Annotated in this window: 25 protein-coding genes; 12 read left to right on the top strand and 13 right to left on the bottom strand. The window is 72.3% G+C overall.

Features of this window, described 5'->3' with window-relative positions; genetic code table 11:
• Positions 1-218: 218 nt before the first annotated feature.
• From JHAT_RS06015 to JHAT_RS05990, 6 genes are all read left to right on the top strand, one after another.
• The gene (locus JHAT_RS06015) at positions 219-1,784 is read left to right on the top strand and encodes an ABC transporter ATP-binding protein (RefSeq protein ID WP_077796977.1); all 1,566 of its coding nucleotides are present in this window, start codon (positions 219-221) and stop codon (positions 1,782-1,784) included.
• Entirely contained in the window at positions 1,784-2,908 is a 1,125-nt protein-coding gene (locus JHAT_RS06010) for an ABC transporter permease (protein ID WP_077796976.1), read from the top strand. Before JHAT_RS06015 ends, JHAT_RS06010 begins: the two co-directional genes overlap by 1 nt.
• Positions 2,905-4,170 (top strand): ABC transporter permease, encoded by a 1,266-nt coding sequence (locus JHAT_RS06005; RefSeq protein ID WP_077796975.1) that lies wholly within the window; start codon positions 2,905-2,907, stop codon positions 4,168-4,170. The genes JHAT_RS06010 and JHAT_RS06005 overlap by 4 nt, the downstream gene beginning before the upstream one ends.
• Complete coding sequence (locus JHAT_RS06000; protein WP_077796974.1) at positions 4,167-4,559, top strand: cytidine deaminase; 393 nt, start codon at positions 4,167-4,169, stop codon at positions 4,557-4,559. The genes JHAT_RS06005 and JHAT_RS06000 overlap by 4 nt, the downstream gene beginning before the upstream one ends.
• Before the next feature lie 18 nt (positions 4,560-4,577).
• Positions 4,578-5,855 carry a thymidine phosphorylase gene (locus tag JHAT_RS05995; protein WP_171990765.1) on the top strand — a complete coding sequence of 426 codons (1,278 nt, stop codon included), beginning with the start codon at positions 4,578-4,580 and terminating at the stop codon, positions 5,853-5,855.
• A gap of 96 nt (positions 5,856-5,951) precedes the next feature.
• Positions 5,952-6,536 carry a Uma2 family endonuclease gene (locus tag JHAT_RS05990; protein WP_077796972.1) on the top strand — a complete coding sequence of 195 codons (585 nt, stop codon included), beginning with the start codon at positions 5,952-5,954 and terminating at the stop codon, positions 6,534-6,536.
• A gap of 1 nt (position 6,537) precedes the next feature.
• Here JHAT_RS05990 and JHAT_RS05985 read toward each other — a convergent pair whose 3' ends face one another.
• Complete coding sequence (locus JHAT_RS05985) at positions 6,538-7,458, bottom strand: AEC family transporter (RefSeq protein WP_077796971.1); 921 nt, start codon at positions 7,456-7,458, stop codon at positions 6,538-6,540.
• 133 nt (positions 7,459-7,591) lie between these two features.
• Here JHAT_RS05985 and JHAT_RS05980 point away from each other — a divergent pair, with 133 nt between their 5' ends.
• Complete coding sequence (locus tag JHAT_RS05980) at positions 7,592-7,978, top strand: STAS domain-containing protein (protein WP_077797010.1); 387 nt, start codon at positions 7,592-7,594, stop codon at positions 7,976-7,978.
• Here JHAT_RS05980 and JHAT_RS05975 read toward each other — a convergent pair.
• Positions 7,871-8,875 (bottom strand): sigma-70 family RNA polymerase sigma factor, encoded by a 1,005-nt coding sequence (locus JHAT_RS05975; RefSeq protein WP_077796970.1) that lies wholly within the window; start codon positions 8,873-8,875, stop codon positions 7,871-7,873. The genes JHAT_RS05980 and JHAT_RS05975 overlap by 108 nt on opposite strands.
• A gap of 111 nt (positions 8,876-8,986) precedes the next feature.
• Entirely contained in the window at positions 8,987-10,288 is a 1,302-nt protein-coding gene (locus JHAT_RS05970; protein WP_077796969.1) for an MFS transporter, read from the bottom strand.
• Between the two features lie 63 nt (positions 10,289-10,351).
• Here JHAT_RS05970 and JHAT_RS05965 point away from each other — a divergent pair, with 63 nt between their 5' ends.
• Positions 10,352-11,305 carry a LysR family transcriptional regulator gene (locus JHAT_RS05965; protein ID WP_077796968.1) on the top strand — a complete coding sequence of 318 codons (954 nt, stop codon included), beginning with the start codon at positions 10,352-10,354 and terminating at the stop codon, positions 11,303-11,305.
• 91 nt (positions 11,306-11,396) lie between these two features.
• On the opposite strand, the gene JHAT_RS05960 is transcribed toward JHAT_RS05965, so the two are convergent.
• Entirely contained in the window at positions 11,397-12,158 is a 762-nt protein-coding gene (locus tag JHAT_RS05960) for an alpha/beta hydrolase (RefSeq protein WP_077796967.1), read from the bottom strand.
• A 172-nt stretch (positions 12,159-12,330) separates the two neighbouring features.
• On the opposite strand from JHAT_RS05960, the gene JHAT_RS05955 reads away from it, so the two are divergent.
• On the top strand, positions 12,331-13,506 hold the full coding sequence (locus JHAT_RS05955; RefSeq protein WP_077796966.1) for an adenosine deaminase: 1,176 nt from the start codon (positions 12,331-12,333) through the stop codon (positions 13,504-13,506).
• Positions 13,507-13,650: 144 nt separating this feature from the next.
• Positions 13,651-14,049, top strand: a complete 399-nt coding sequence (locus JHAT_RS05950; RefSeq protein WP_077796965.1) for an ATP-binding protein — start codon at positions 13,651-13,653, stop codon at positions 14,047-14,049.
• Positions 14,050-14,162: 113 nt separating this feature from the next.
• Here the strand turns inward: JHAT_RS05950 and JHAT_RS05945 are convergent, their stop codons facing one another.
• The 5 genes from JHAT_RS05945 to afsQ1 form a co-directional block, all read right to left on the bottom strand.
• Entirely contained in the window at positions 14,163-14,366 is a 204-nt protein-coding gene (locus JHAT_RS05945; RefSeq protein WP_077796964.1) for a PspC domain-containing protein, read from the bottom strand.
• 95 nt (positions 14,367-14,461) lie between these two features.
• Positions 14,462-15,013, bottom strand: a complete 552-nt coding sequence (locus JHAT_RS05940; RefSeq protein WP_077796963.1) for a VanZ family protein — start codon at positions 15,011-15,013, stop codon at positions 14,462-14,464.
• Between the two features lie 88 nt (positions 15,014-15,101).
• Positions 15,102-15,704, bottom strand: coding sequence for a hypothetical protein (locus JHAT_RS05935; RefSeq protein ID WP_077796962.1), 603 nt, complete (start codon positions 15,702-15,704; stop codon positions 15,102-15,104).
• Positions 15,704-17,332: a HAMP domain-containing sensor histidine kinase gene (locus JHAT_RS05930; RefSeq protein WP_077796961.1), complete on the bottom strand. Its 1,629-nt coding sequence runs from the start codon at positions 17,330-17,332 to the stop codon at positions 15,704-15,706. Before JHAT_RS05930 ends, JHAT_RS05935 begins: the two co-directional genes overlap by 1 nt.
• Positions 17,329-18,006: a two-component system response regulator AfsQ1 gene (gene afsQ1, locus JHAT_RS05925; RefSeq protein ID WP_029394402.1), complete on the bottom strand. Its 678-nt coding sequence runs from the start codon at positions 18,004-18,006 to the stop codon at positions 17,329-17,331. The genes JHAT_RS05930 and afsQ1 overlap by 4 nt, the downstream gene beginning before the upstream one ends.
• 255 nt (positions 18,007-18,261) lie before the next feature.
• Here afsQ1 and JHAT_RS05920 point away from each other — a divergent pair, with 255 nt between their 5' ends.
• Positions 18,262-19,026 (top strand): SigE family RNA polymerase sigma factor, encoded by a 765-nt coding sequence (locus tag JHAT_RS05920; RefSeq protein WP_077796959.1) that lies wholly within the window; start codon positions 18,262-18,264, stop codon positions 19,024-19,026.
• 241 nt (positions 19,027-19,267) lie between these two features.
• Here the strand turns inward: JHAT_RS05920 and JHAT_RS05915 are convergent, their stop codons facing one another.
• The 4 genes from JHAT_RS05915 to deoC all read right to left on the bottom strand — a co-directional run bounded on the left by JHAT_RS05915 (position 19,268) and on the right by deoC (position 23,431).
• Positions 19,268-19,978: a uridine kinase gene (locus tag JHAT_RS05915; RefSeq protein ID WP_171990764.1), complete on the bottom strand. Its 711-nt coding sequence runs from the start codon at positions 19,976-19,978 to the stop codon at positions 19,268-19,270.
• A gap of 168 nt (positions 19,979-20,146) precedes the next feature.
• A complete protein-coding gene (locus JHAT_RS05910; protein WP_077796957.1) occupies positions 20,147-21,037 on the bottom strand; it encodes an aldehyde dehydrogenase family protein in 891 nt (296 codons plus the stop codon).
• Positions 21,030-22,466, bottom strand: a complete 1,437-nt coding sequence (locus JHAT_RS05905; RefSeq protein WP_077796956.1) for an aldehyde dehydrogenase family protein — start codon at positions 22,464-22,466, stop codon at positions 21,030-21,032. The genes JHAT_RS05910 and JHAT_RS05905 overlap by 8 nt, the downstream gene beginning before the upstream one ends.
• Positions 22,467-22,471: 5 nt before the next feature.
• Positions 22,472-23,431, bottom strand: a complete 960-nt coding sequence (gene deoC, locus JHAT_RS05900) for a deoxyribose-phosphate aldolase (RefSeq protein ID WP_077797009.1) — start codon at positions 23,429-23,431, stop codon at positions 22,472-22,474.
• Positions 23,432-23,544: 113 nt separating this feature from the next.
• Here deoC and JHAT_RS05895 point away from each other — a divergent pair, with 113 nt between their 5' ends.
• Positions 23,545-24,273: a PH domain-containing protein gene (locus JHAT_RS05895; protein ID WP_077796955.1), complete on the top strand. Its 729-nt coding sequence runs from the start codon at positions 23,545-23,547 to the stop codon at positions 24,271-24,273.
• Positions 24,274-24,482 lie beyond the last annotated feature (209 nt).

Genomic DNA, 24,482 nt, shown 5'->3' with positions numbered 1-24,482 from the left:
ACCTCGAACAGCGTGTAACCGCGTGCCGGTTGCGCCGCTCGGCGGGGTACGGGGAGGGCCTCCTTCAGGACACCTTCCCGTACCCCGTCGTGTCGACGTGCCGCCGCCGCTTTCAGATGCCGTAGGGGCGCTACGCGCGTAGACGACCCCCGTCCCCAGGAGAGTGCGCCATCAACGCGTCCAGCAGCCCTCCGGCCGGAGCGGCGGTCAACGAATCGGTGACCGCCGTCGAACTCGCCGGGATCACCAAGCGTTTCCCCGGCGTCGTGGCCAACCGCGACATCCACCTCACCGTCCGCAAGGGCACCGTCCACGCCCTCGTCGGCGAGAACGGCGCCGGCAAGTCGACGCTGATGAAGATCCTCTACGGCATGCAGAAGCCGGACGAGGGCACCATCGCGATCGACGGCGAGCAGGTCTCCTTCTCGTCGCCCGCCGACGCCATCGTCCGCGGCATCGGCATGGTCCACCAGCACTTCATGCTCGCCGACAACCTCACGGTCCTCGAGAACGTGGTCCTCGGCAGCGAGAAGCTCCACGGCATCGGCGGCAGGGCCCGCCGCAAGATCAAGGAGATCTCCGACCGCTACGGCCTCGGCGTGCGCCCCGACGTCCTGGTCGAGGAGCTCGGCGTCGCCGCCCGCCAGCGCGTGGAGATCCTCAAGGTCCTCTACCGCGGCGCCCGCACGCTGATCCTCGACGAGCCGACGGCCGTCCTGGTGCCGCAGGAGGTGGACGCCCTCTTCGACAACCTGCGCGAGCTGAAGGCCGAGGGGCTGTCCGTCATCTTCATCTCCCACAAGCTGGGCGAGGTCCTCTCCGTCGCGGACGACATCACCGTCATCCGCCGCGGCACCACGGTCGGCACCGCCGTTCCGTCCGAGACCACCCCGCGCCAGCTCGCCGAGCTGATGGTGGGCAGCGAGCTGCCGACGCCGGAGACGGCGGAGTCGACGGTCACCGACCGCCCGGTCCTCACCGTGGACACGCTGCGCCTGGTGGCACCGGGCGGCAAGGCCCTGCTCGACGACATCTCCTTCACCATCCACGCCGGCGAGGTCCTCGGCATCGCCGGCGTCGAGGGCAACGGCCAGACCGAGCTGGTCGACGCGCTCATCGGCCTGCGCCACGCCGACTCCGGCAGCATCCGCTTCCTGGGCGAGGACATCACCTCCCTCCCCACCCGCAAGCGCCGCGAGCAGGGCGTCGGCTACATCCCCGAGGACCGCCACCGCCACGGACTGCTCCTGGAGTCCCCCCTCTGGGAGAACCGCATCCTCGGCCACGTCACCGAGAAGCCCAACGCCAAGGGCGTCTGGCTGGACCCGAAGGCCGCGCAGGAGGACACCCGCCGCATCGTCGAGACGTACGACGTCCGCACCCCCGGCATCGACGTCACCGCGGCCTCCCTGTCCGGCGGCAACCAGCAGAAGCTGATCGTCGGCCGCGAGATGAGCCACAACCCGCGCTTCCTGATCGCCGCCCACCCCACCCGCGGCGTGGACGTCGGCGCGCAGGCCGCGATCTGGGACCACATCCGCGAGGCCCGCCGCGAGGGCCTGGCCGTGCTGCTGATCTCCGCCGACCTGGACGAGCTGATCGGCCTGTCCGACACCCTCCGGGTGATCTACGACGGCAAGCTGGTCGCGGACGCCGACCCGGCCACCATCACCCCCGAGGAGCTCGGCTCGGCGATGACCGGCGCCGCCTCGGGTCACCTGGAACACGACGAGACCCCCGAGATCCGCAAGTCTCCCGAGTCTCCGGAAGACGAGGCCCGCTGATGAAGAAGTTCGACAAGGAGCGCGTGCTCCTCGCGGTGGCCGGACCGGTCATCGCGCTCGCCGTGGCCTTCGTGCTCAGCGCGATCGTCCTGATCGCCTCGGGCAAGAACCCGGTCGAACCGTTCGCCCTGATGTTCGAGCAGGCCGGGTTCTCCGACATCCAGGTCCTGATCATCAACCAGGCGTCGATGTACTACATCGCGGCCCTCGCGGTCGCCATCGGCTTCCGGATGAACCTGTTCAACATCGGCGTCGACGGCCAGTACCAGCTCGCCGCCATGATGGCCGCCATCGTCGGCGCCCACGCGAACCTGCCGGCCGCCCTCCAGATCCCGCTGCTGCTCCTGACCGCCGTGTGCACCGGAGCCTTCTGGTCCGGCATCGCCGGCGTCCTCAAGATCACCCGCGGCGTCAGCGAGGTCGTCGCGACGATCATGCTCAACGCCATCGCCACCGCCGTCATCGGCTACCTGTGGCTGCCGGACGTCTTCGGCGTCAAGATCGGCAACAACAACACCACCGGCGAGATGCACGAGTCCGGCTGGATCCCCGGCATCGACATGGGCGCGGCCGGCGAGATCTACGGCCTGGTGATCCTCGCCGCCCTGCTCGGCATCGGCTACTGGGTCGTCCTCAACCGCACCCGCTTCGGCTTCGACCTGCGCGCCTCCGGCGCCTCCGAGTCCGCCGCCGCGGCCAGCGGCGTCGACCCCAAGCGCATGGTGCTCACCGCGATGCTCATCTCCGGCGGCCTCGCCGGTCTCGCGGGCCTGCCGATCCTGCTCGGCGACACCCACACCTACAGCCTGAACTTCCCCACCGGAATCGGCTTCCTCGGCATCGGCATCGCCCTGCTGGGCCGCAACAGCCCGGTCGGCATCGCCTTCGCCGCCCTGCTGTGGGCCTGGCTCGACAAGGCCAGCCCCGAGCTGGACTTCCACGGCTACGACAAGGAGATCGCGGTCATCATGCAGGGCCTGATCGTCCTGTCCGTCGTCGTCTCCTACGAGGCCGTCCGTGAGTGGGGCCTGCGCCGCCAGCAGCGCCGGGTCGGCGCGGAGCTGGCCGCCGGTCACGTCCTCGGCGCCACCGACAACACCAAGAAGGAGGTGGCTGGCCGATGACCACCGCGACCGACCTCAACCAGCCCACGCTGCAGCCCGCGGCGCCGACCGGCCGCCGCATGTCGTGGCCGGTACTGCTCCTGGTCATCGTCGGCGCCCTGGCGCTGACCTCGATCGTCCGCCTGATCACCGGCGCCGACGGCATCACCAACGTCAGCCAGATGTCCACCGCGCTCCAGCTCGCCGTGCCCATCGGCCTCGCCGGCCTCGGCGGCCTGTGGGCCGAGCGCGCGGGCGTCGTCAACATCGGCCTCGAGGGCATGATGATCCTCGGCACCTGGTTCGGTGCCTGGGCCGGCTTCCAGTGGGGCCCGTGGACCGGCGTCCTCGTCGGCATCGTCGGCGGCGCGATCGGCGGCCTGCTGCACGCGATCGTCACCGTCACCTTCAACGTCAACCACATCGTCTCCGGTGTGGCCATCAACATCCTCGCCCTCGGCGCCACCCGCTACCTGGCCCCGCTCGCCTTCGAGGGCCACCAGGGCGGCTCGGCCAAGCAGTCCCCGCCGGTCGACTCCCTCGGCCACTTCACGGTGCCGGGCCTGTCCGACGGGCTGCAGACCCTCAACGACAAGGGCTGGTTCCTGGTCTCGGACGTCGCCGGCCTGCTCGGCGGCCTGGTCACCGACGTGTCCTGGCTGACCCTGATCGCCGTCGCCCTGATCCCCGCCACCTGGTGGATCCTGTGGCGCACGCCGTTCGGCCTGCGCCTGCGCTCCTGCGGCGAGAACCCGATCGCCGCCGAGTCCCTCGGCGTCAACGTCTACAAGTACAAGTACCTCGCCGTGATCATCTCCGGCGGTCTGGCCGGCCTCGGCGGTGTCTTCCTCTCCATCGTGGCCAACCCCTTCTACCTGGAGGGCCAGACCAGCGGCCGCGGCTACATCGGCCTCGCGGCGATGATCTTCGGCAACTGGATGCCGGGCGGCCTCGCCATCGGCGCCGGCCTCTTCGGCTACACCGACAGCCTCAACCTGCGCGGCGGCTCCGCCAACGTGCACGCCCTGCTGCTGCTCGGCGCGCTCCTGCTGGTCGTCGGCGCCGTCTGGCTGGCGGTCCGCAAGAAGTACGTCAACGCCGTGATCACGTTCGTCGTCGGCGCGCTGGTCTTCGCCTGGTACGCGGGCACCGACGAGGTCCCGAACCAGGTCGTCTCCGCCACGCCGTACGTCGTCACCCTCGTCGTCCTCGCCCTGTCCGCGCAGCGCCTGCGGATGCCCAAGGCGGACGGCATGCAGTACCGGAAGGGACAGGGCAAGTGACCGGCGCCGACTGGCAGACCCTGCGCACGGCGGCCCGGGAGGCGATGTCCCGGGCGTACGCCCCCTACTCCGGGTACGCCGTGGGCGCCGCCGCCCTGGTCGACGACGGCCGCACCGTCACCGGCTGCAACGTGGAGAACGCCAGCTACGGCATCGGCCTGTGCGCCGAGTGCGGCCTGGTCTCCCAGCTCCAGCTGACCGGCGGCGGCCGGCTGACGCACTTCGTCTGCGTCGACGGCCACGGCGAGATCCTGGTGCCGTGCGGGCGCTGCCGCCAGCTGCTGTACGAGTTCGGCGGCCCGGAGCTGCTGCTGGAGACGCCGGAGGGGATCCTCCCCCTGTCCCGGATGCTCCCGCAGGCCTTCGGCCCCGACCACCTCACCAAGTAAGGAAAGCCAAGCATGGCCATGGACGTCATCTCCGTCATCCGCACCAAGCGGGACCGCGGCGAACTCAGCGGTGAGCAGATCGACTGGGTCATCGACGCGTACACCCGCGGCGAGGTGGCCGACGAGCAGATGTCGGCCCTCGCGATGGCGATCCTGCTCAACGGCATGAACCGCGGCGAGATCGCCCGTTGGACGGCCGCGATGATCGCCTCGGGCGAGCGCATGGACTTCTCGTCCCTGTCCCGCCCGACCGCCGACAAGCACTCCACCGGCGGCGTCGGCGACAAGATCACCCTGCCGCTCGCGCCCCTGGTCGCGGCCTGCGGCGCGGCCGTCCCGCAGCTCTCCGGCCGCGGCCTCGGCCACACCGGCGGCACGCTCGACAAGCTGGAGTCCATCCCCGGCTGGCGCGCCCTGCTGTCCAACGAGGAGATGCTGGACGTCCTGGACACCACCGGCGCGGTGATCTGCGCGGCCGGTGACGGCCTCGCGCCGGCCGACAAGAAGCTGTACGCGCTGCGCGACGTCACCGGCACGGTCGAGGCGATCCCGCTGATTGCGTCCTCGATCATGTCGAAGAAGATCGCCGAGGGCACCGGCTCGCTGGTCCTCGACGTCAAGGTGGGCTCCGGCGCCTTCATGAAGACCATCGAGGACGCCCGCGAACTGGCCTCCACGATGGTCGGCCTCGGCACCGACCACGGCGTGAAGACGGTCGCGCTGCTCACGGACATGGCCACGCCCCTCGGCCTCACCGCGGGCAACGCCCTGGAGGTCCGCGAGTCGGTCGAGGTCCTGGCCGGCGGCGGTCCCTCGGACGTCGTGGAACTGACCCTCGCCCTGGCCCGCGAGATGCTGGACGCGGCGGGCCTGAAGGACGCCGACCCGGCGAAGGCGCTGGCCGACGGCTCCGCGATGGACGTCTGGCGCCGCATGATCGCGGCCCAGGGCGGCGACCCGGACGCGGCCCTGCCCACGTCGAAGGAGCAGCACGTGGTCAAGGCGTCCGCCTCGGGCGTCCTGACCCGCCTCGACGCCTACGACATCGGCGTCGCCGCCTGGCGCCTGGGCGCGGGCCGCGCCCGCAAGGAGGACCCGGTGCAGGCCGCCGCGGGCGTCGAACTCCACGCCAAGCCCGGCGACACGGTCACGGAGGGCCAGCCCCTCATGACCCTCCACACGGACACCCCGGACCGCTTCGCGTACGCCCTCGCGGCGGTGGAGGGCTCGTACGACGTGGCCCCGGCCGGCACGGCCTTCACCGCCTCGCCGGTGGTGCGGGAACGTATCGCCTGATCAAGGGATTGCCCGATCGAGTGAACGGGACCGGTGGACCCCCGCCGGTCCCGTTCGGCATGCTGGGATCGGTGACGCACCGATTGGAGAATCCCCATGAGCGCACTCACCGTGAGCCAGGAGCCCGACCAGAACTGGGACGACCTCGTCCGGTTCTGGGAGGAGATGGAATGGCCCGAGGGCAGCAAGGTGGAGATCATCGAGGGGATCATCACCGTGTCACCTGCTCCGGGACTGCCTCACAACGACATCACCGAACGAATTCAGCGCCGTTTGTACTCGGTGATTCCTGACCGTTGGGGGGTCTACCAGACCCTCGCGCTCTCGGTGCCGTCCCGCCTCGGGATGCTGATCCCGGATCTCGTGGTGACACAGTTGCCGGACCATTCGGAGTCCGACACCCACATCCCCGCCGCCCTCGCGGAACTCGTCGTCGAGGTCACCTCGAAGTCCAACGCCCGCCACGACCGCATCAGCAAGCCGGCTGCCTACGCCACCGCCGGCATCCCGCTCTACCTCCTCATCGACCGTTGGGCCCCCGGCGGACCCACCGCGACGCTCTACGGTGAACCGAAGGGTGACGTCTACCGGGTACTGAGCGCTGCCAAGTTCGGCGACTCCCTCACCCTGCCCGCCCCCTTCGACCTGGTCATCGACACCGGCGAGTTCCCCGAGGCCTGACTCACCCCAGCACCGCCGCCACCCCCACCAGCACCGGCACGGACACCACCGTCGACACCAGGATCGCGTCCCGCGCCAGCCGCTCGCCCACCCCGTAGGTGGACGCGTACGTGTACAGGTTCTGCGCGGCCGGCAGCGCCGACGTCACCACCACGTCCAGCAGTTGGGGGCCCCGCAGCCCGAACACCCCCGACGCCAGCGCCCAGGCCACCGCGGGCTGCCCCACCGCCTTCAGCGCGACGGCGAGCAGCACCGGCCGCCGTTCCGCGCCCCGCAGCGGCATCGTGGAGCCGCACAGGCCGATGCCGAAGGCCAGCAGCACCGCCGGCACCGACATGTTGCCGATCAGGGTCACCGGGTCCATGACCGCGTCCGGCACCCGCAGCCCGCTCGCGGCGACCGCGACCCCGGCGAGCGAGCCGAGCGCGATCGGATTGCGCAGCGGCGTCAGCAGCCGCCGCCACAGGGAGCCCTTCGCGTCCCCGCCCGACAGGTCCAGGATCGTCACCGCCACCGGCGTCACCAGCACCAGCTGGAACAGCAGCACCGGCGCCACCAGCGAGGCGTCGCCCAGCACGTACACGGCGATCGGGATGCCGAGGTTGCCGGAGTTGACGTAGCCGGAGCACAGCGCGCCGATCGTCGTCCGGCCCACGCCCCAGCCGCGGGCGGCACCCACCGCGACGAACACCCCGGCCACCGCGACCGTGGACAGCGCGGTCACCAGCAGGCGGCTGGAGAAGACCACCGACAGGTCGGCCCCCGCCAGCGTGGTGAACAGCAGGGCGGGGGAGGCCACGTGGAAGGCGAGCTTCGTCAGCACCTCGCGCCCCTGCGGCCCGAGGTGCCCGCGCAGCCCCAGCACATAGCCGACGCCGATCACCACCACGATCACCGCGAACCCGGTCAGCACCCCCTGCACGGCGACGCCTCCCCGGTCACGAGGAGGCGGAGGGCGTCGGGCGGTGCGGCGGGCGGAGGTATGTGAGGCACGGGGCCAACCCTCCGGGGCGGGCCGCACCCAGGTCAACGTGATCTTCGCCGTGCCCGCACCGATGAGTTCCACCGGTCCGCCCGGTCTACCGCACGTGGACGCCGTGACACCCGCCGTACTCGTGCTGCCGGGGCCCGTCTCCCGCGGGGAGACGCCCCGGTTCTGCGACGAGGTGCGCGCGCTGCTGGAAACCACCCGGACCGGGGTGGTCGTCTGCGACGTCGGCGGCCTCGGACCGCCCGGGCTCGCCGTCGTCGACCTGCTGGCCCGGCTGGAGCTCACCGCCCGGCGGGCCGGGGGCCGGATACGGCTGCGCGCCCCCGACCCCGCCCTGCACGCCTTACTCGACCTCGTCGGTCTCCGCTTCGAGGTGGAGGGGCAGGTCGAACAGCGGGAACCACCGCTTGGTGTCCAGGAAGCAGTGGAACCCGGTGATGTGGCCGTCTGAGATCTCCAGCACCTGGACCGCCCACGGCGTGAAACCGCCCGCCTCCGGGTCCGGCTTGTAGTGCGCGAAGGCCGGCAGGCCGTTGGCCTGGACCGGCACCAGCCGCGAGCCCGCGCACGCGGCACCGAGCGTCGCCATGAAACCGGTGATGTCCGCCGGTCCGGCCAGCCACAGGTCGAACGGCGGCATGGTCATGACCGCGTCCTCGTGCAGCAGCGCCGTCAGCGCCGTCATGTCGTAGCCCTCGAAGGCCGCGACATAGCGCTCCAGGAGCTTCTGCTGCTCCTCGTCCAGCGGGTCGGACACCGCCGCGTCCGCGCCCCTCTCCTCCCGCGCGGCGAGCGTCGCCCGGGCCCGCTGGAGGGCACTGTTGACGGACGCGACCGTCGTACCGAGCAGCTCGGCGACCTCGCTCGCCCTCCACGCCAGCACCTCGCGCAGGATCAGCACCGCCCGCTGCTTGGGCGGCAGTTGCTGGAGGGCCGCCATGAAGGCGAGCCGCACCGACTCCTTGGCGACCGCGGCCTCCGCCGGGTCGGCCGTCGTCGGCAGCACGCGGGCGTCCGGCACCGGCTCCAGCCAGGTGCTGTCCGGGCGGGGCGACAGGGCGGCCCGGGCGAGCGGCGTCGAGTCCGTCAGGTCCATCGGGCGGGCCCGCTTGTTGCCCGCGGTCAGCATGTCCAGGCAGACGTTGGTCGCGATGCGGTACAGCCAGGAACGGAGACTGGAGCGGCCCTCGAACCTGTCATAGCTCCGCCAGGCGCGGACCAGGGTGTCCTGCACCGCGTCCTCGGCCTCGAAGGAGGAACCGAGCATCCGGTAGCAGTACCCCGTCAGCTCGACCCGGTGCTTCTCCAGCGCGGAGTCCAGCTCCGGCGTCACGGTGCCGTCGGTCATCGTCCACCCACCCACCCCTGGGCCGTCCCGTCGTGCGCGTTGTCGCGCCTCGCACTTCGGAAGCTACCGCAGGGGACTGACAACGGCCCCCGGAGTCAGGAAAGGCGCACGTCAGCGGGTGGCGGCCAGGCCCCGCACCGGGGCGGCGCCCCGGCGGCGCGCCGCCAGCGTCCCGAGGGCCGTGATCGCCACGACGCCCAGCACCGCCAGCAGCCCGACCCCGACCGTCCCGGCCCAGCCACCGGAGTGGAAGGCCACCGCGCCCACCGTGCTGCCCGCGCTGGAGCCGATGTAGTAGGCGGACTGGTACAGCGCCGACGCCTGGGCGCGGCCGTGCGTGGCCGTCTTGCCGACCGCCGACGAGGCCACCGCGTGCCCGGCGAAGAAGCCCGCCGTGATCAGCACCAGTCCCAGCAGGACCAGCGGCAGCGAGGGCGCGAGGGACAGCAGCAGACCCGCCGCCGTCGTGCCGCCGCCCAGGTACAGGGCTCCGCGGCGCCCGAGCCGGCCCACCAGCCGGCCCGCCGTGGACGCCGAGACCGTGCCGACCAAGTACACCAGGAAGATCGAGCCGATGACACCCTGCGGCAGGGAGAACGGCGCCTCGGTCAGGCGGTAGCCGATCACCGTGTAGACGCCGCCGAACACCGTCATGAACAGCGCGCCGATGGCGTACAGGCGGCGCAGCAGCGGATCGGCCAGGTGGTCGCGGACCGTGCGGACCAGGACCCGGGGGCGCAGCGACCCCGCCGTGAAGTGCCGCGGCGCCGGCAGCAGGAGCCGGAAGGCCACCGCGCACACCACCGCGACCAGGCCGATCACCCCGACGGCGACCCGCCAGCCCCACTCCTGCGCGACCCAGCCGGTGATGATCCGGCCGCTCATGCCGCCGACGCTGTTGCCCGCCACGAACAGGCCGATCGCGGTGACCAGCGCCCGCGGCCGCACCTCCTCCGCGAGGTACGCCGTCGCCGAGGCCGGCAGTCCGGCCAGCGCCGCGCCCTGCACCGCGCGCAGCGCGACCAGCGCCGGCAGCGACGGGGCGAAGGGCACCAGCAGTCCGACGGTCACCGCGACCGTCAACGACGCCGTCATGACCGTGCGCCGTCCGAAGCGTTCCGACAGGGCGCTCATCGGCAGCACGAACACCGCCAGGCCGCCCGTAGCGGCGGCCACCGTCCAGCTCGCGTCGCTCGCCGTCACCCCGAGGTCGCCGGAGATCAGCGGCAGCAGGGCCTGGGTGGAGTACAGGAGCGCGAAGGTCGCGACGCCCGCGAGGAAGAGGGCGAAACTCATCCGGCGGTAGCCGGGACCGCCCGGTGCCATCCGGGAGTCGGCGGCGGAGGAGGGAGAGGGGGAGACGGATGCAGCGGCGCCCACGGTGGTGGACGCCCCGGTATCGGCGGGAGTCATGCTGCGAAGGTACGGAGCACACGACTCATCCGTCCAATGCATGGAATCGCGATAATCGTTCCCATGGTGCATCAGCAGAGCTCACAGGCACGCCTGTCACCTTCCGGTGACACAGAAGACATCGTCACGCTGCTCGTGCCACGCCTCGCGCACTTCGCCGGCGTCGCCCGCACCGAGCACGTCACCCGGGCCGCGCAGGAGATGAACGTCCCGCAGTCGACCCTCTCCCGCGCCCTCGTCCGCCTCGAGGCCGACCTCGGGGTGGACCTGTTCGTCCGCCGGGGCCGCACCCTCGCCCTCACCCCCGCCGGGCACGGCTTCCTCGGCTCCGTCGAACGCGCCCTCGCCGAGATCGGGCGCGCCGCCGAGGAGGTGCGCGCGGACGCCGACCCGGCCACCGGCAAGGTCGCCTTCGGCTTCCTGCACACCATGGGCGCCGAGACCGTCCCCGGCCTGCTGCACGCCTTCCGCGCCGACCACCCCCGCGTCCGCTTCAGCCTCGTCCAGAACTACGGCGAAGCCATGCTGGAGCGGCTGCGCGCCGGCGAACTCGACCTCTGCCTGACCTCTCCGGTCCCCGACGCCCCCGACCTGGTCGCCCGCCGTCTGGACGAGCAGAAACTGCGCCTCGTCGTCCCGGCCGACCATCCGCTGGCCGCCCGCCGGCGCATCCGCCTCGCCGAGGCGGCAGACGAGAACTTCGTGACCCTGGAGCCCGGTTACGGGCTGCGCCGCATCACCGACGACCTCTGCGGCGAGGCCGGCTTCCGGCCCCGGGTGGCCTTCGAGGGCGAGGAGGCGGAGACGCTGCGCGGCCTGGTCGCCGCGGGCCTCGGCGTCGCGCTCCTGCCGCCGCCGACCGTGCCCCGCCCCGGCGTGGTCGAACTGACGGTCACGGCACCGCGCGCGGCCCGCGAGATCGGCGTCGCCTGGCTGGCGGGCCGCACGGACACGCCCCCGGTGGCGGCCTTCAAGAAGTTCCTCCTGTCGAGAAGGGGCCGCCTGCTCCCCGGCTGAGCCCTGCTCCGGGCCCTGTCGCCGGACCCCCGCCCGCCTGACACCGCCGGTCCCGCCCTCCGCCCGGAGGACGGGAGTCCGGCGACGGGCCCTAGCGCCGCAGCGACTTCCCGAACCCCACCGCCAGCGGCATCCGCAGCCCCAGCGGCGGCGGCGCGGCCAGCGCGTCCTCCACCGGCCGCGAGAAGGACCGCCCGAACAGCGCACCCATCACGAAGTCCTCCGCCAGCGCGGCCACTTCGTCCCGGTAGTGCCGCAACCCGTGTCCGTCGGAGTGCACTTCGAACCGGCACACGTCCCGGTTGGCCTTCTTCGCCCGGGACGCCAGCCGGAACGACAGCTCGGGATCGCTGCGCGCGTCGTTCGTGCCGTGCACGATCAGCACCTGACGCCCGACGAGCTGCTTCACCGGTTCGGGTTCCGCCGCCAGGTCCTCCTCGGGCAGCCAGGGGGCGATCGCCAGCACGGAGGTGACGGCCTCGTGCCCGCCCGCGCGCAGCGCCGCCCGGCCGCCCATGCCGACGCCGGCGAGGCAGACCGGGACGTCGCCGTAGCGTCGCACGGCCTCGGCGGCGGCCCAGTCGGCGTCCCGCGCGAGATGCGCCTCGGTGCCGTTCCAGCCCCGGTAGCGGTAGTGCACGACGTGCGTGGCCAGGCCCTCGTCCCGGCCCGCGCGCGCCAGCCGGCGTCCCAGCGCGCGGACCGGCGCGGTCGCCAGCAGCGGTGGCGGCCTGCGGCCGGAGACCTCGTCACCACCGGGGAGCAGCAGCACCACACCGCTGACCGCCGTCCCCTCCGGACCGAGCGTTCGCCCCAGCCGGGCCCGACGGACCGGCGTCGCTTGCTGTGCCATGACAGAACATTCGCAGAAGTCGAGGCGGACGCGACCCGGTCTCGCGGGCACCGTTACATTTCGGCGGTGGCGTACACCGGTGCGCCGGGGGATTCCTCCGCGGGCGGACACATCTGTCCTCACTCGCCCGTGGTCCTGTCGTTCCCCGCGCGCAGGGAACTAGAGTGCGTGAATGACGAGCCAGGACACCGCGAAGGCCGGCGCGAAGACCGCCGGGGGCACTCCGACGCCGGACCAGATCCGCCGGGCGCCGAAGGTTCTGCTGCACGATCACCTCGACGGCGGGCTGCGTCCCGGCACGGTCGTCGACCTCGCTCGCGCCGCCGGGTACGGGAACCTCCCCGAGACCGAGCCCGACCGGCTCGGCGCCTGGTTCCGGGAGGCGGCCGACTCCGGATCGCTGGAGCGGTACCTGGAGACCTTCTCCCACACCGTCGGCGTCATGCAGACCCGCGACGCCCTCGTCCGGGTCGCCGCCGAGTGCGTCGAGGACCTCGCCGAGGACGGGGTCGTCTACGCCGAGGTCCGGTACGCCCCCGAGCAGCACCTGGAGGACGGGCTGGGCCTCGAGGAGGTCGTCGAGGCCGTCAACGAGGGCTTCCGCGAGGGCGAACGCCGGGCGCGGGAGAACGGCCGGCGCATCCGCGTCGGCGCCCTGCTCACCGCCATGCGGCACGCCGCCCGCTCCCTGGAGATCGCCGAACTCGCCAACCGCTACCGCGACCTCGGCGTCGTCGGCTTCGACATCGCGGGCGCCGAGGCCGGCCACCCGCCCACCCGGCACCTCGACGCCTTCGAATACCTCAAGCGGGAGAACAACCACTTCACCATCCACGCCGGCGAGGCCTTCGGACTGCCGTCCATCTGGCAGGCCCTGCAGTGGTGCGGCGCCGACCGGCTCGGACACGGGGTGCGGATCATCGACGACATCCAGGTCCACGAGGACGGCACGGTCAAGCTCGGCCGGCTCGCCTCCTACGTGCGGGACAAGCGGATCCCGCTGGAGCTGTGCCCCAGCTCCAACCTCCAGACCGGGGCGGCGGACTCCTACGCCGAGCACCCCGTCGGCCTGCTGCGCCGACTGCTCTTCCGCGTCACCGTCAACACGGACAACAGGCTGATGTCCCACACGAGCATGAGCCGGGAATTCGAGCACCTTGTCGACGCGTTCGGTTACACGCTCGACGACATGCAGTGGTTCTCCGTCAATGCGATGAAATCAGCGTTCATTCCTTTCGATGAACGACTGGCCATGATCAATGACGTGATCAAGCCGGGGTATGCGGAACTGAAATCCGAATGGCTGTTCCAGCAGACGTCCTCCACCAGCGGCTCTTCGCAAGAATGAGGGCTGGACGGCGCCGCGGGAAAAGGGGACTGTGAAGGGAGCGTTCACCATCCGTCCGCATTTCGATGTTTGCGGCGGACGGTGCCGCGTGTTTACGGTCGAGAACCGCTCACATCCCCGTCATCCATTTCGAGGACGCATTTCATGAAGCAGTCTGCTGCCAAGACCCTCGGCGTCGCCGCCCTCGGTGCCGCATTCGCCGCCGTCGGTGCGGGTGCCGCCCACGCGGCACCGCAGCTCCCGGACGCCACCGGAACCGTGGACTCCGTCGCCCGGGCCCTCCCCGCCGAGGCCGTCTCCCAGGTGGCACCGGGCGCCGGCACCGTGCTGGAGCAGGGGCGCCAGGTGGCGGGCGCGGGCCTGACCGCCGCGCAGCCGGTCGCCGGGCAGGCGCTCGGCGGGAAGCTCGCCGACAACCCGGCCGATCAGGCCACGGGCCTCCTCGGCGGACTGCCGGCGCACACCCTGCCGGCCCAGGCGCTGCCGCCGCGGACGCTGCCCGCGCACGACCTGTCGGTGAACGGCATGTCGTTGGGCGACTGACCCCACCCGCTCCACGCGCCGACGGGGCGCACCCGGACACCGGGTGCGCCCCGTCGGCGCGTGGAGGAGGGGCGGGGTCCGCGCGGACCGCCGTCACCGTCCGCGCGGGCCCGTCACCAGGCCGTCCGCGCCGCCTTCTCCTCCGACGGCAGGAGGATCCACAGGGCGAGGTAGAGCAGGAACTGCGGGCCGGGCAGCAGGCAGGAGAGTACGAAGATCACCCGCATCGTGGTGGTGGAGGTGCCGAAGCGCCGTGCCAGCGCGGCGCACACTCCGCCGATCATGCGGCCGTGGGTGGGGCGGGCGAGGCGGGACATCGCGGCTCCTTCGTGAGCGTGTGGCGGAGGCCGCCGGTCGGCCGCCCCCTCATCTGCCCTCCACGCTACGGAGACGAACGGAACAAAGCGTCGCTCTACGGGGCGATACCGACCCTGGGAATCGTCGGGGTCCGCCCCTGAGTCGACTCCTCCTGGGGAACGTCCTCCCGGTGCTCCCGCTCGGACCTGCGGCGGAGCCGCGCCCGGCCCGCGGGGACGACGGCGAGGTGGGCGAGGGCCACGCCCAGGGTGTTCAGCAGCAGCGAGTCGACGTCCACGGCCTGACCGGGCACGCCGGTCTGCAGCAGCTCGATGCCCAGCGACAGCAGGGCGCCCGCGGCCACGGTGCGCAGCAGGGACGCCGTCGGCGACACGACCAGCCGTCCGTTCGCCATCGGCAGCAGCACCCCCAGCGGCGCCAGCAGGGCCAGCGCCCCGCCGAGGGACCGGGCCGCCGCCGGCCAGCCCAGCGCCAGGTCGGCGCGGATACCGGCGAGCGGGTGCACATTGGGCGGCAGGACCCAGGGGACGTCCAGGGGCCGCAGGGTGTACCAGGCGACGAACGCGAGGTGCGCGACGAGGAGGACACCTCCTGTCACACGGATGCGGTGCGCGGCGCTGCCGCCGATGAACCCTTGACGCTGCACGCCCCCCTAGACGCGGCCTCCGGCTCGGTCGGTTCCGGTGCCTCCTCCGCAAGGGTGAGGCCTGCGCCACACGGCCCCGGGCCCGGTGTCAACCGCCGGCGACCGCCCGCGACGGCGGCTCGTGGTCGCCGGGCCGGGCGCGGACCCCCTCCGTGCAGGTGTAGCGGCGCGGGGCCTCGTCGTCGGGCCCGGCCAGCACCACGGAACCGTCGCCCTCGGCCGCCGCCGAGTCGGAGAAGGTGCAGACCACCTGGGCGAGGGCGTACGAGGTGAGGTCGCCGGGCGCGGTGCCGAGCCGCAGGGTGTCCTCGGGGTCGCCGGGGCGGGGCCCCTTCACGGTGATGCCGGCGCGCACGTCCGTGGTGTACCCGGCCTCCTTCTCCGCGGCCGACGGCGGCACGGCGAGCTGGTCCAGCAGCCCCTGGGCGACCAGCGCCCGCCGTGCCGGGCCGGCGGCGCCGTCCGGGACCCGCACCGCCCGGTCCACGCCGACCAGCGACGAGCCGCACAGCAGGAACACCCGCACCGGCATGCCGGTCGCGGCCCCGGCCGGCTCGCTGAGCGAGCAGCGCACCCGCGAGGGCGCGGGGCCGTAGTCCGTGGGCACCTCGGTGGCGCGGATCCCGCACCCGGCGAGCAGCACGGCCAGCAGGGGGAGCACGAGGAGTGCCGGCAGGCGGCGTACGGTCATCAGGCCTGTCCCTTCGCGTCCTTGCCCTGGTCCCGGTCCGCGTCCCCGCCCCCGTCGCCCGCCACCGCGTGCCCGGTGTCCCCGGTTTCCTCGGCGTCCTCCTCCGCGGGCACCGAGGCGTCCTGCGGCAGCCGCAGCGTGAACACCGCACCGCCCTCGGGGGAGTTCTCGGCGGTGATCCCGCCGCCGTGGATGTGGGCGTTCTCCAGGGCGATGGACAGGCCGAGCCCGCTGCCCTCGGAGCGGGGCCGGGAGGCGCTCGCCTTGTAGAAGCGGTCGAAGACGTGCGGTAGGACGTCCTCGGGGATGCCGGGGCCGTGGTCCCGCACCCGGATGACGACCTCGTGGTCCGCCCGCGTCACCGAGACCCGTACCGGTGACCCGCCGTGCTTGAGCGCGTTGCCGATCAGGTTGGCCAGGATGACGTCCAGGCGGCGCGGGTCGAGGCGGGCGTGGATGCCGCGCTCGGCGTCCAGGTCCACGGCGTCCAGCCAGGCCCGGGCGTCGATGCAGGCGGTGATCTGGTCGGCGACGTCGACGTCGTCCAGGACCAGCCGGGCGGTGCCCGCGTCGAAGCGGGTGACCTCCATCAGGTTCTCCACGAGGTCGTTCAGCCGCCGCGTCTCGCTCACCACCAGCCGCACGGCCGGTTCGATCATCGGGTCGATGCCGCCGCCCTCGAACTCCAGCTCGTCCTCCAGCACCTCCGTGACGGCGGTGATGGCCGTCAGCGGCGTGCGCAGCTCGTGGCTCATGTCCGCCACGAAGCGCCGCGAGGCCTGCTCGCGGTCGGCCATGTCCGCGACCCGCTTCTCCAGAGCCTCCGCCGCGCTGTTGAACGTCCGGGACAGATCGGCCAGTTCGTCGGTGCCGGACACGCGCAGCCGGGTGTCCAGCTTGCCCTCGCCGAGCCGTCGCGCCGCGACCCCGAGCCGGTGCACCGGCTTCAGCACGGTCGTCGCCAGCGCCTGGGCGAGCAGCGCGGAGCCGAGCAGCGCGAGCCCGGTCGCGATGCCCAACGACCAGGCCAGCGAGTTCAGGTCCTTGGCCTCGGGCTCCAGCGACTTGAACAGGTAACCGGTCGGCCCGCCGCCGATCACCTTCGAACCCGCCACGAGATAGGGGGTGCCGTCCTCGACGACCCGCTGCCAGTACAGGTGGTACGGGTACTTGTTGGTCGAGGAGACCTTCTGCTGCTTGTTCACCGCGGTACGCAGCGACTCGGGCACGTCGGCCGGCGAGAAGCCGCCGAGCCCGCCCGAACTGCCGTACACCGTCCGGCCGTCGGCGTTCTCGGCGACGAGCAGCACGCCGAAGTGCTGACCGCTGTCGGCCATCTGCTGCGCGGCGCGCTGCAACTCGTCCTGCGTGGGGCGCGCGGGCAGCGCACCCGCCCGGTTCTGCATCTCCCGCTCGAAGTCGTGCAGCACGGCGTCCTGGGTACGGGTGAGCACCGCCTCGCGGTTCAGCCAGTACGCGATGCCCGACGCCGTCACGGCGGCGGTGAGCGCGACGAGCGCGAAGACGACGACCAGCCGCAGGCGCAGGCTGGTGAGGCGCAGCCGGGACCGGACTACCTTGCGCGTCGCGGTCCAGCCGCGCGAACCCCCCTGGTGTTCCTGTGTCACTGAGGCGGATCCAACCGGTAGCCCACGCCCCGCACGGTTCGGATCAGGGTCGGTGACGAGGGCACGTCCTCGACCTTGGCGCGCAGCCGCTGCACACAGGCGTCCACCAGCCGTGAGTCGCCGAGGTAGTCGTGCTCCCACACCAGTCGCAGCAGCTGCTGCCGCGACAGCGCCTGCCCCGGCCGCCGGCTCAGCTCCAGCAGCAGCCGCAGCTCGGTCGGCGTGAGCTGGAGGTCCTCGCCGTTCTTCGTCACGGTCATCGCCGACCGGTCGATGACGAGGCTGCCGAAGCTCGCCGAGTCGCTCGACTCCCGTTCCCCGCGCCGCAGTACGGCCCGGATCCGGGCGTCCAGCACACGGCCCTGCACGGGCTTGACGACGTAGTCGTCGGCGCCCGACTCCAGGCCGACGACCACGTCGATGTCGTCGTTGCGCGCGGTCAGCAGGATGATCGGCAGCTGGTCGGTGCGCCGGATGCGCCGGCACACCTCGAAACCGTCGATGCCGGGCAGCATCACGTCCAGCACGATCAGATCCGGCCGCTGCTCGCGCAGCAGCTTCAGACCGTCCTCACCACTGGCAGCGGTCGCCACGCGATGACCCTGGCGCGTCAGAGAGAGCTCCAGGGCCGTCCGGATGGCGTCGTCGTCCTCGATCAGCAACAGGGAAGGCACGGGCTCATTCTGGCGCATGGAGGGGCCGGGGTACGACCCGCGGGCCGGGATGAGGTCCCCACCCGCCGACAGGCCCTGTGAAGGAACCGTGGTGCAACCGTGGCCGACCCCTGTGACAGGTCTGTGACAGTCGACGGACACGGCCATGAAGTCGGCGCGGCAAGCTTTTCGACACGAGCAGCACAGCACGTCGCACCACAGCACCACAGCGACACAGCAGTCCGAACACCGGAAGTCCACGACGGGGGGCGCGAGATGAACACGCTGAAGGGCACCAGCACCAGCGCAGTGGTCACGCGTCTGCACGACGTGCACGCACACCGGGGTTCCGAGAAGTCCGGTGCCGCCGTGAGCGGGCGGGGGTGCGCTCGCGGCACCGGGCGTCAGCACACCGTCCGCATGACGGTGGTCGACGCACGCACGGGGGAGACGGGGAACCGGGGGGAGACGTACGGGGGACCGGCGTACGGGGAGGCACCGGGGGAGCGGAGCTCGCTGTCGGAGGCGGAGTTCACCGCCTACGTCCGAGAGCGCCGCGCCTCCCTGTACGCCACCGCCTACCACCTCACCGGCGACCGCTTCGAGGCCGAGGACCTGCTGCAGAGCGCGCTGTTCTCGACCTACCGGGCGTGGGACCGGATCAGCGACAAGGCGGCGGTCGGCGGATACCTCCGCCGCACCATGACCAACCTGCACATCAGCGCCTGGCGGCGCCGCAAGCTCAACGAGTACCCGACCGAGGAACTGCCGGAGACGCCCGGCGACACGGACGCCATGCGCGGCACCGAGCTGCGCACGGTCCTGTGGCAGGCGCTGGCCCGGCTCCCCGAACTCCAGCGCACCATGCTGGTCCTGCGCTACTACGAGGGCCGCACGGACCCGGAGATCGCGGACATCCTCGGCATCAGTGTCGGCACGGTGAAGTCCAGCATCTGGCGCTCGCTGCGCCGGCTGCGCGACGACGAGGTCCTCAGCTTCGGCCGTGACCGGGAGGACGCCTTCGGCGAACTGGTCGCCTGAAGGTCCGGGGGGCGGGGGACCCCGGGGGGGGCGAAAAAAAGTTGGAGCCCGGGTGTATCACGGGGGTGGTCCCGGGCTCTTACTCACGGGGGAAGTACCACGGGGGAACAACGGGGGACGGGGGAAACGGGGGGAAACGGGGAACACGGGGGAGCACAAGGAAGCGGGACTGGAGGGCCGGGGGGTCCGTCCAGTCCCGTTCTCTTTGCGTCTCCTCGCGTACGCGCCCCGCGTACGCCCGTCACACCGCCGTACGCGTCGTACGTGCCGTGGGGCGGCGGCCCGCCGCCGCGGCCAGGCGGCCCATCGCCTCGTCGCGGTCGCAGGCGTGGGCGCCCAGGGCCGTCTGCCGGGCGATGATCGTCCGCTCCTGACGCATCAGCCGCCAGCCGCGGCGCAGCAGGAACGGCACGGACTTGCGGCCCTCCCGCAGATCCCGCAGGAAGCGCCGCCGGAAGGTGGTCAGCGGCCCCCGGCTCAGACACAACGCGTCCGCCAGGACACCCAGTTCACGGCAGCGCGCGACGATCTCCGCGGCGAAGATGCCCTCCGCGAGGAACACCGGGGTGCGCCCGATGTCGACCGCGTCCTCGCCGGTGCGCGCGCTGAGCGAGATGTCGTAGACGGGCACGTGCGTACGGCCCGACCGGCACAGCTCCGTGATCGCGGCGACGGCCGCGTCCGCGTCCCACGAGCCGGGGTGGTCCCAGTCGATGTCGGAACTCCCCGCCACCAGCGGCAGCGTCGGGTCGGTGCCCTCCTTGTAGAAGTCGTCGAGCCTCAGAACCGGGAGACCGGAGTGGGCGGCGAGGAGGGACTTGCCGGAGCCGGAGGGGCCGCAGAGCAGCACGACTCGCGTCGGTATGGGCGGAGGGGAGGTCACGGGACACCAGTGTGAGGCATCGACCGGGCGGCGTACGAGCCCGCGGGCGGGCTTTGCAGCGCGCGTCACACCCCGGCGACGCCACGCAGTGGTACGGTCACCCTCCGTGATGACGTCGGGGCGGCGCGAAGCATTCCGTGACGACCCGGAGCCGGAGGCGGCGGCGACGCCGACCCGGCACGCGCGGAGCCGCGCCCTTCCCGGACGGCGGAAGGGCGCGGCTCGCTCGCGGGTGCCTCAGTACGCGGAACCGGACGCGCCCAGGGAGCCCGTCGGGTGCCAGACCGTCTTGGTCTCCAGGAACGCCGTCATGCGGTCCGTGCCGGGCGTCGCCGTCCAGTCCTCCACAGGCTGTGGACGCAGGACGCGCTTGAGGTTGTCCGCCGCCGCGATCTCCAGCTCCTTCGCCAGCGCCTCGTCGGCGCCCGCGAGGTCGATCGCGTTGACGTCCTGGTGGGCGGCGAGCGGTGCGGCGATCTCCGCCGTACGGCCGGAGAGGATGTTGACCACGCCGCCGGGCAGGTCGGAGGTGGCCAGGACCTCGCCGAGGGAGAGGGCCGGCAGCGGGGACTTCTCGCTCGCGATCACGACCGCCGTGTTGCCGGTGGCGATGACCGGGGCGACGACCGAGACCAGGCCCAGGAAGGACGACTCCTGCGGGGCGAGGACGGCGACCACCCCGGTCGGCTCCGGGGAGGAGAGGTTGAAGAACGGGCCCGCGACCGGGTTGCCGCCGCCGACCACCTGGGCGATCTTGTCGGTCCAGCCCGCATACCAGACCCAGCGGTCGATCGTCGCGTCCACGACCGCGGCCGCCTTGGACTTCGACAGACCCTCGGCGTCGGCGACCTCCGCGACGTACTGGTCGCGGCGGCCCTCCAGCATCTCGGCGACGCGGTAGAGGATCTGCCCGCGGTTGTACGCCGTCGCCCCGGACCAGCCGCCGAACGCCTTGCGCGCGGCGACCACCGCGTCACGGGCGTCCTTGCGGGAGGAGAGCGGGGCGTTCGCCAGCCACTTGCCCTTTGCGTCGGTCACCTCGTACACCCGGCCGCTCTCGGAACGCGGGAACTTCCCGCCCACGTACAGCTTGTAGGTCTTGAAGACACTGAGTCGCGTGTCAGACATCGAGGTACGCCTCCAGGCCGTGGCGGCCGCCCTCGCGGCCGAAGCCCGACTCCTTGTATCCGCCGAACGGCGAGGTCGGGTCGAACTTGTTGAACGTGTTGGACCAGATCACGCCCGCGCGGAGCTTGTTCGCGACCGCGAGGATGCGCGAGCCCTTCTCCGTCCAGATGCCCGCCGACAGGCCGTACGGGGTGTTGTTGGCCTTGGCCACGGCCTCGTCCGGGGTGCGGAAGGTGAGGACCGACAGCACCGGGCCGAAGATCTCGTCGCGGGCGACGGTGTGTGCCTGGGTGACGTTCGTGAAGAGCGTCGGGGCGAACCAGTAGCCGGAGGAGGGCAGTTCGCAGGCCGGGGACCAGCGCTCGGCGCCCTCCGCCTCGCCGCGGTCGGCGAGCGCGGTGATCCGGGCCAGCTGCTCGGCGGAGTTGATCGCGCCGATGTCCGTGTTCTTGTCCAGCGGGTCGCCCAGGCGCAGCGTGGACAGGCGGCGCTTGAGGGAGTCCAGCAGCTCGTCGTGGATCGACTCCTGGACGAGGAGGCGGGAGCCCGCGCAGCAGACCTGGCCCTGGTTGAAGAAGATGCCGTTGACGATGCCCTCGACGGCCTGGTCCACGGGCGCGTCGTCGAAGACGATGTTGGCGCCCTTGCCGCCCAGCTCCAGCGTCAGCTTCTTGCGGGTGCCCGCGACCGTGCGCGCGATCTCCTTGCCGACGGCCGTGGAGCCGGTGAAGGCGACCTTGTTCACGTCGGGGTGCGCGACGAGCGCGGCACCGGCGTCGCCGTAGCCCGGGAGGATGTTGACGACACCCCTGGGCAGGCCCGCCTGGCGGCAGATGTCGGCGAAGAACAGGGCGGAGAGAGGGGTCGTCTCGGCGGGCTTGAGGACCACCGTGTTGCCCGTCGCCAGCGCCGGGGCGATCTTCCACGCCAGCATGAGCAGCGGGAAGTTCCAGGGGATGACCTGGCCCGCCACGCCCAGCGGCTTCGGGCCCGGGCCGAAACCGGCGTGGTCGAGCTTGTCGGCCCAGCCGGCGTAGTAGAAGAAGTGCGCGGCGACCAGCGGGAGGTCCGCGTCGCGGGTCTCCCTGATCGGCTTGCCGTTGTCCAGCGTCTCCAGGACGGCCAGCTCGCGGCTGCGCTCCTGGATGATCCGCGCGATGCGGAACAGGTACTTGGCGCGCTCGGAGCCGGGCAGCGCCGACCACTTCTCGAACGCCTTGCGGGCCGCCCTCACCGCGCGGTCGACGTCCTCGGCACCGGCCTGGGCGACCTCGGAGAGGACCTCCTCCGTGCTCGGGCTGACCGTCTTGAAGACCTTGCCGTCGGCCGCGTCGACGAACTCGCCGTCGACGAACAGGCCGTAGGCGGGGGCGATGTCGACGACCGAGCGGGACTCGGGCGCCGGTGCGTACTCGAATGCGGAAGCCATGGGGATCAGTCCACCGTCACGTAGTCGGGGCCGGAGTAGCGGCCGGTGGCCAGCTTCTGACGCTGCATCAGCAGGTCGTTCAGGAGCGAGGAGGCGCCGAAGCGGAACCAGTGGTTGTCCAGCCAGTCGTCGCCGACGGTCTCGTTGACCAGGACGAGGAACTTGATCGCGTCCTTGCTGGTGCGGATCCCGCCGGCCGGCTTCACGCCGACCTGGACGCCGGTCTGCGCCCGGAAGTCCCGAACGGCCTCGAGCATCAGCAGGGTGTTGGCGGGGGTGGCGTTCACCGCGACCTTGCCGGTGGAGGTCTTGATGAAGTCGGCGCCGGCGAGCATGCCCAGCCAGGAGGCGCGACGGATGTTGTCGTACGTCGACAGCTCGCCGGTCTCGAAGATGACCTTGAGGCGGGCGCTCGTGCCGCAGGCCGCCTTCACGGCGACGATCTCGTCGTACACCTTGAGGTACTTGCCGGCGAGGAACGCGCCACGGTCGATGACCATGTCGATCTCGTCGGCGCCCGCGGCGACGGCGTCCTTCACGTCGGCGAGCTTCACCTCCAGGGCGGCGCGGCCGGCCGGGAAGGCGGTGGCGACGGAGGCGACCTTCACGCCGGAGCCGGCGACGGCCTCCTTGGCCGCGGCCACCATGTCGGGATAGACGCAGACCGCGGCCGTGCTGGGCGTGGCGCGGTCCGTGGGGTCGGGGTGGACCGCCTTGGCGCCGAGCGCCCGGACCTTGCCCGGGGTGTCCGCGCCTTCCAGCGTCGTCAGGTCGACCATCGAGATGGCGAGGTCGATGGCGTACGCCTTCGCGGTGGTCTTGATGGAACGGGTGCCGAGGGACGCGGCGCGCGCCTCCAGGCCGACCGCGTCGACGCCGGGCAGCCCGTGCAGGAAGCGGCGCAGCGTGCTGTCGGACGCGGTGACGTCCGAGAGAGCGTGAGCTGTGGGTGCGGTAGTGGGCATGGTCACCAGCCGAGCATATCTACGCGCGTAGCGGCTGTACAGCCCCCGGCGCCCGTCCCGTCGGCCGGCACCGCGGCCGAAGGGCGCCCGGCCCGTCGGGCACAATCGGCAGCATGACGACCCCGGAGCCCCAGTCACCCTCGCCCCGCCCTTCGGCACCCGAGCCCAAGGACCGGGTCTACCGCTCGCCCGCGGGCATCCTCGGCGGCGTCCTGCTGCTCGCCCTCGTCGCCTGGCTCGGCATCGACGCGGTGGTCTCCGGCGAGGGGGACACCCCGTGGAAGGCGCTCGCCGTGATGCTGCTCGTCGTGCCGCTCGCCGCCGCCTACACGGTGCGGCCCGCCGTCTTCGCGAACGAGGAGCGGCTGCGCGTCCGCAACCCCCTCCGCGTCGTCGTACTGCCCTGGGACCAGGTCGCCTCGCTGCGGTCCGGCTACTCCAACGAGGTCTACGGCCAGGACGGCACCAAGTACCAGCTGTGGGCCATCCCCGTCTCGCTGCGTGCCCGCAAGAAGGCGGCGCAGCGGGAGGAACGGCGCCTGGCCGGGGACACCCGCGGGCGCGGCGGCCTCGGGGGCCCGACCGGCGGCGCCCGGGGCGCCGGGTCCGGGGCCCTCGCCGACGGGCCGGTGCGGGCGGAGGGCGACCGGGCCATGGACGAGCTGCGGGAACTGCTCGAGGCACGCGAACTGCGGGCCTCGGAACAGGGCGGTGCCGCACGGGGTGAGGCCGCGCAGGGCGGTGCCGCGCAGGGCGGGGTCACCGTCCGCTGGGCCTACGAGGTCGTCGCGCCGGCGGTGGCGGGGGCCGTGCTGCTGGCGGTGCTGCTGGGGGTGGGGTGACGGCCCTTCCGGGCTTCCGGGTTTCCGAGCTTCCGGACTCCTGGGTTTCCGGGCTCCTGGCCCGGGGTGATGTGACCGGCCGTCGTGGGTCGTCCCGCTACGGGGCGTCCGGCGGTGTTCGGTGGTGCGCCCTCCGGTCCACCGTTGCCCGGAGGGCGGCCAGGAGTGCGCAGGGCGGGGCGACGGGTGGGAAAACACCCGATGGGGTG

Source organism: Streptomyces sp. JHA26 (genome assembly GCF_002005565.1).
Taxonomy (GTDB): Bacteria; Actinomycetota; Actinomycetes; order Streptomycetales; family Streptomycetaceae; genus Streptomyces.
This window is presented reverse-complemented; position numbering and strand designations above follow the sequence as displayed.

Bases quoted from the DNA above. Each gene is read 5' to 3' on its own strand.
- JHAT_RS05905 (WP_077796956.1), bottom strand. From the start codon at position 22,466: ATGGCTTCCGCATTCGAGTACGCACCGGCGCCCGAGTCCCGCTCGGTC.
- JHAT_RS05990 (WP_077796972.1), top strand. From the start codon at position 5,952: ATGAGCGCACTCACCGTGAGCCAGGAGCCCGACCAGAACTGGGACGAC.
- JHAT_RS05970 (WP_077796969.1), bottom strand. From the start codon at position 10,288: ATGACTCCCGCCGATACCGGGGCGTCCACCACCGTGGGCGCCGCTGCA.
- JHAT_RS05960 (WP_077796967.1), bottom strand. From the start codon at position 12,158: ATGGCACAGCAAGCGACGCCGGTCCGTCGGGCCCGGCTGGGGCGAACG.
- JHAT_RS06005 (WP_077796975.1), top strand. From the start codon at position 2,905: ATGACCACCGCGACCGACCTCAACCAGCCCACGCTGCAGCCCGCGGCG.
- JHAT_RS06010 (WP_077796976.1), top strand. From the start codon at position 1,784: ATGAAGAAGTTCGACAAGGAGCGCGTGCTCCTCGCGGTGGCCGGACCG.
- JHAT_RS05910 (WP_077796957.1), bottom strand. From the start codon at position 21,037: ATGTCTGACACGCGACTCAGTGTCTTCAAGACCTACAAGCTGTACGTG.
- JHAT_RS05895 (WP_077796955.1), top strand. From the start codon at position 23,545: ATGACGACCCCGGAGCCCCAGTCACCCTCGCCCCGCCCTTCGGCACCC.
- JHAT_RS05995 (WP_171990765.1), top strand. From the start codon at position 4,578: ATGGACGTCATCTCCGTCATCCGCACCAAGCGGGACCGCGGCGAACTC.
- JHAT_RS05965 (WP_077796968.1), top strand. From the start codon at position 10,352: ATGGTGCATCAGCAGAGCTCACAGGCACGCCTGTCACCTTCCGGTGAC.
- deoC (WP_077797009.1), bottom strand. From the start codon at position 23,431: ATGCCCACTACCGCACCCACAGCTCACGCTCTCTCGGACGTCACCGCG.
- JHAT_RS05935 (WP_077796962.1), bottom strand. From the start codon at position 15,704: ATGACCGTACGCCGCCTGCCGGCACTCCTCGTGCTCCCCCTGCTGGCC.
- JHAT_RS05950 (WP_077796965.1), top strand. From the start codon at position 13,651: ATGAAGCAGTCTGCTGCCAAGACCCTCGGCGTCGCCGCCCTCGGTGCC.
- JHAT_RS05945 (WP_077796964.1), bottom strand. From the start codon at position 14,366: ATGTCCCGCCTCGCCCGCCCCACCCACGGCCGCATGATCGGCGGAGTG.
- JHAT_RS05955 (WP_077796966.1), top strand. From the start codon at position 12,331: ATGACGAGCCAGGACACCGCGAAGGCCGGCGCGAAGACCGCCGGGGGC.
- JHAT_RS05920 (WP_077796959.1), top strand. From the start codon at position 18,262: ATGAACACGCTGAAGGGCACCAGCACCAGCGCAGTGGTCACGCGTCTG.
- JHAT_RS05975 (WP_077796970.1), bottom strand. From the start codon at position 8,875: ATGACCGACGGCACCGTGACGCCGGAGCTGGACTCCGCGCTGGAGAAG.
- JHAT_RS05980 (WP_077797010.1), top strand. From the start codon at position 7,592: ATGAGTTCCACCGGTCCGCCCGGTCTACCGCACGTGGACGCCGTGACA.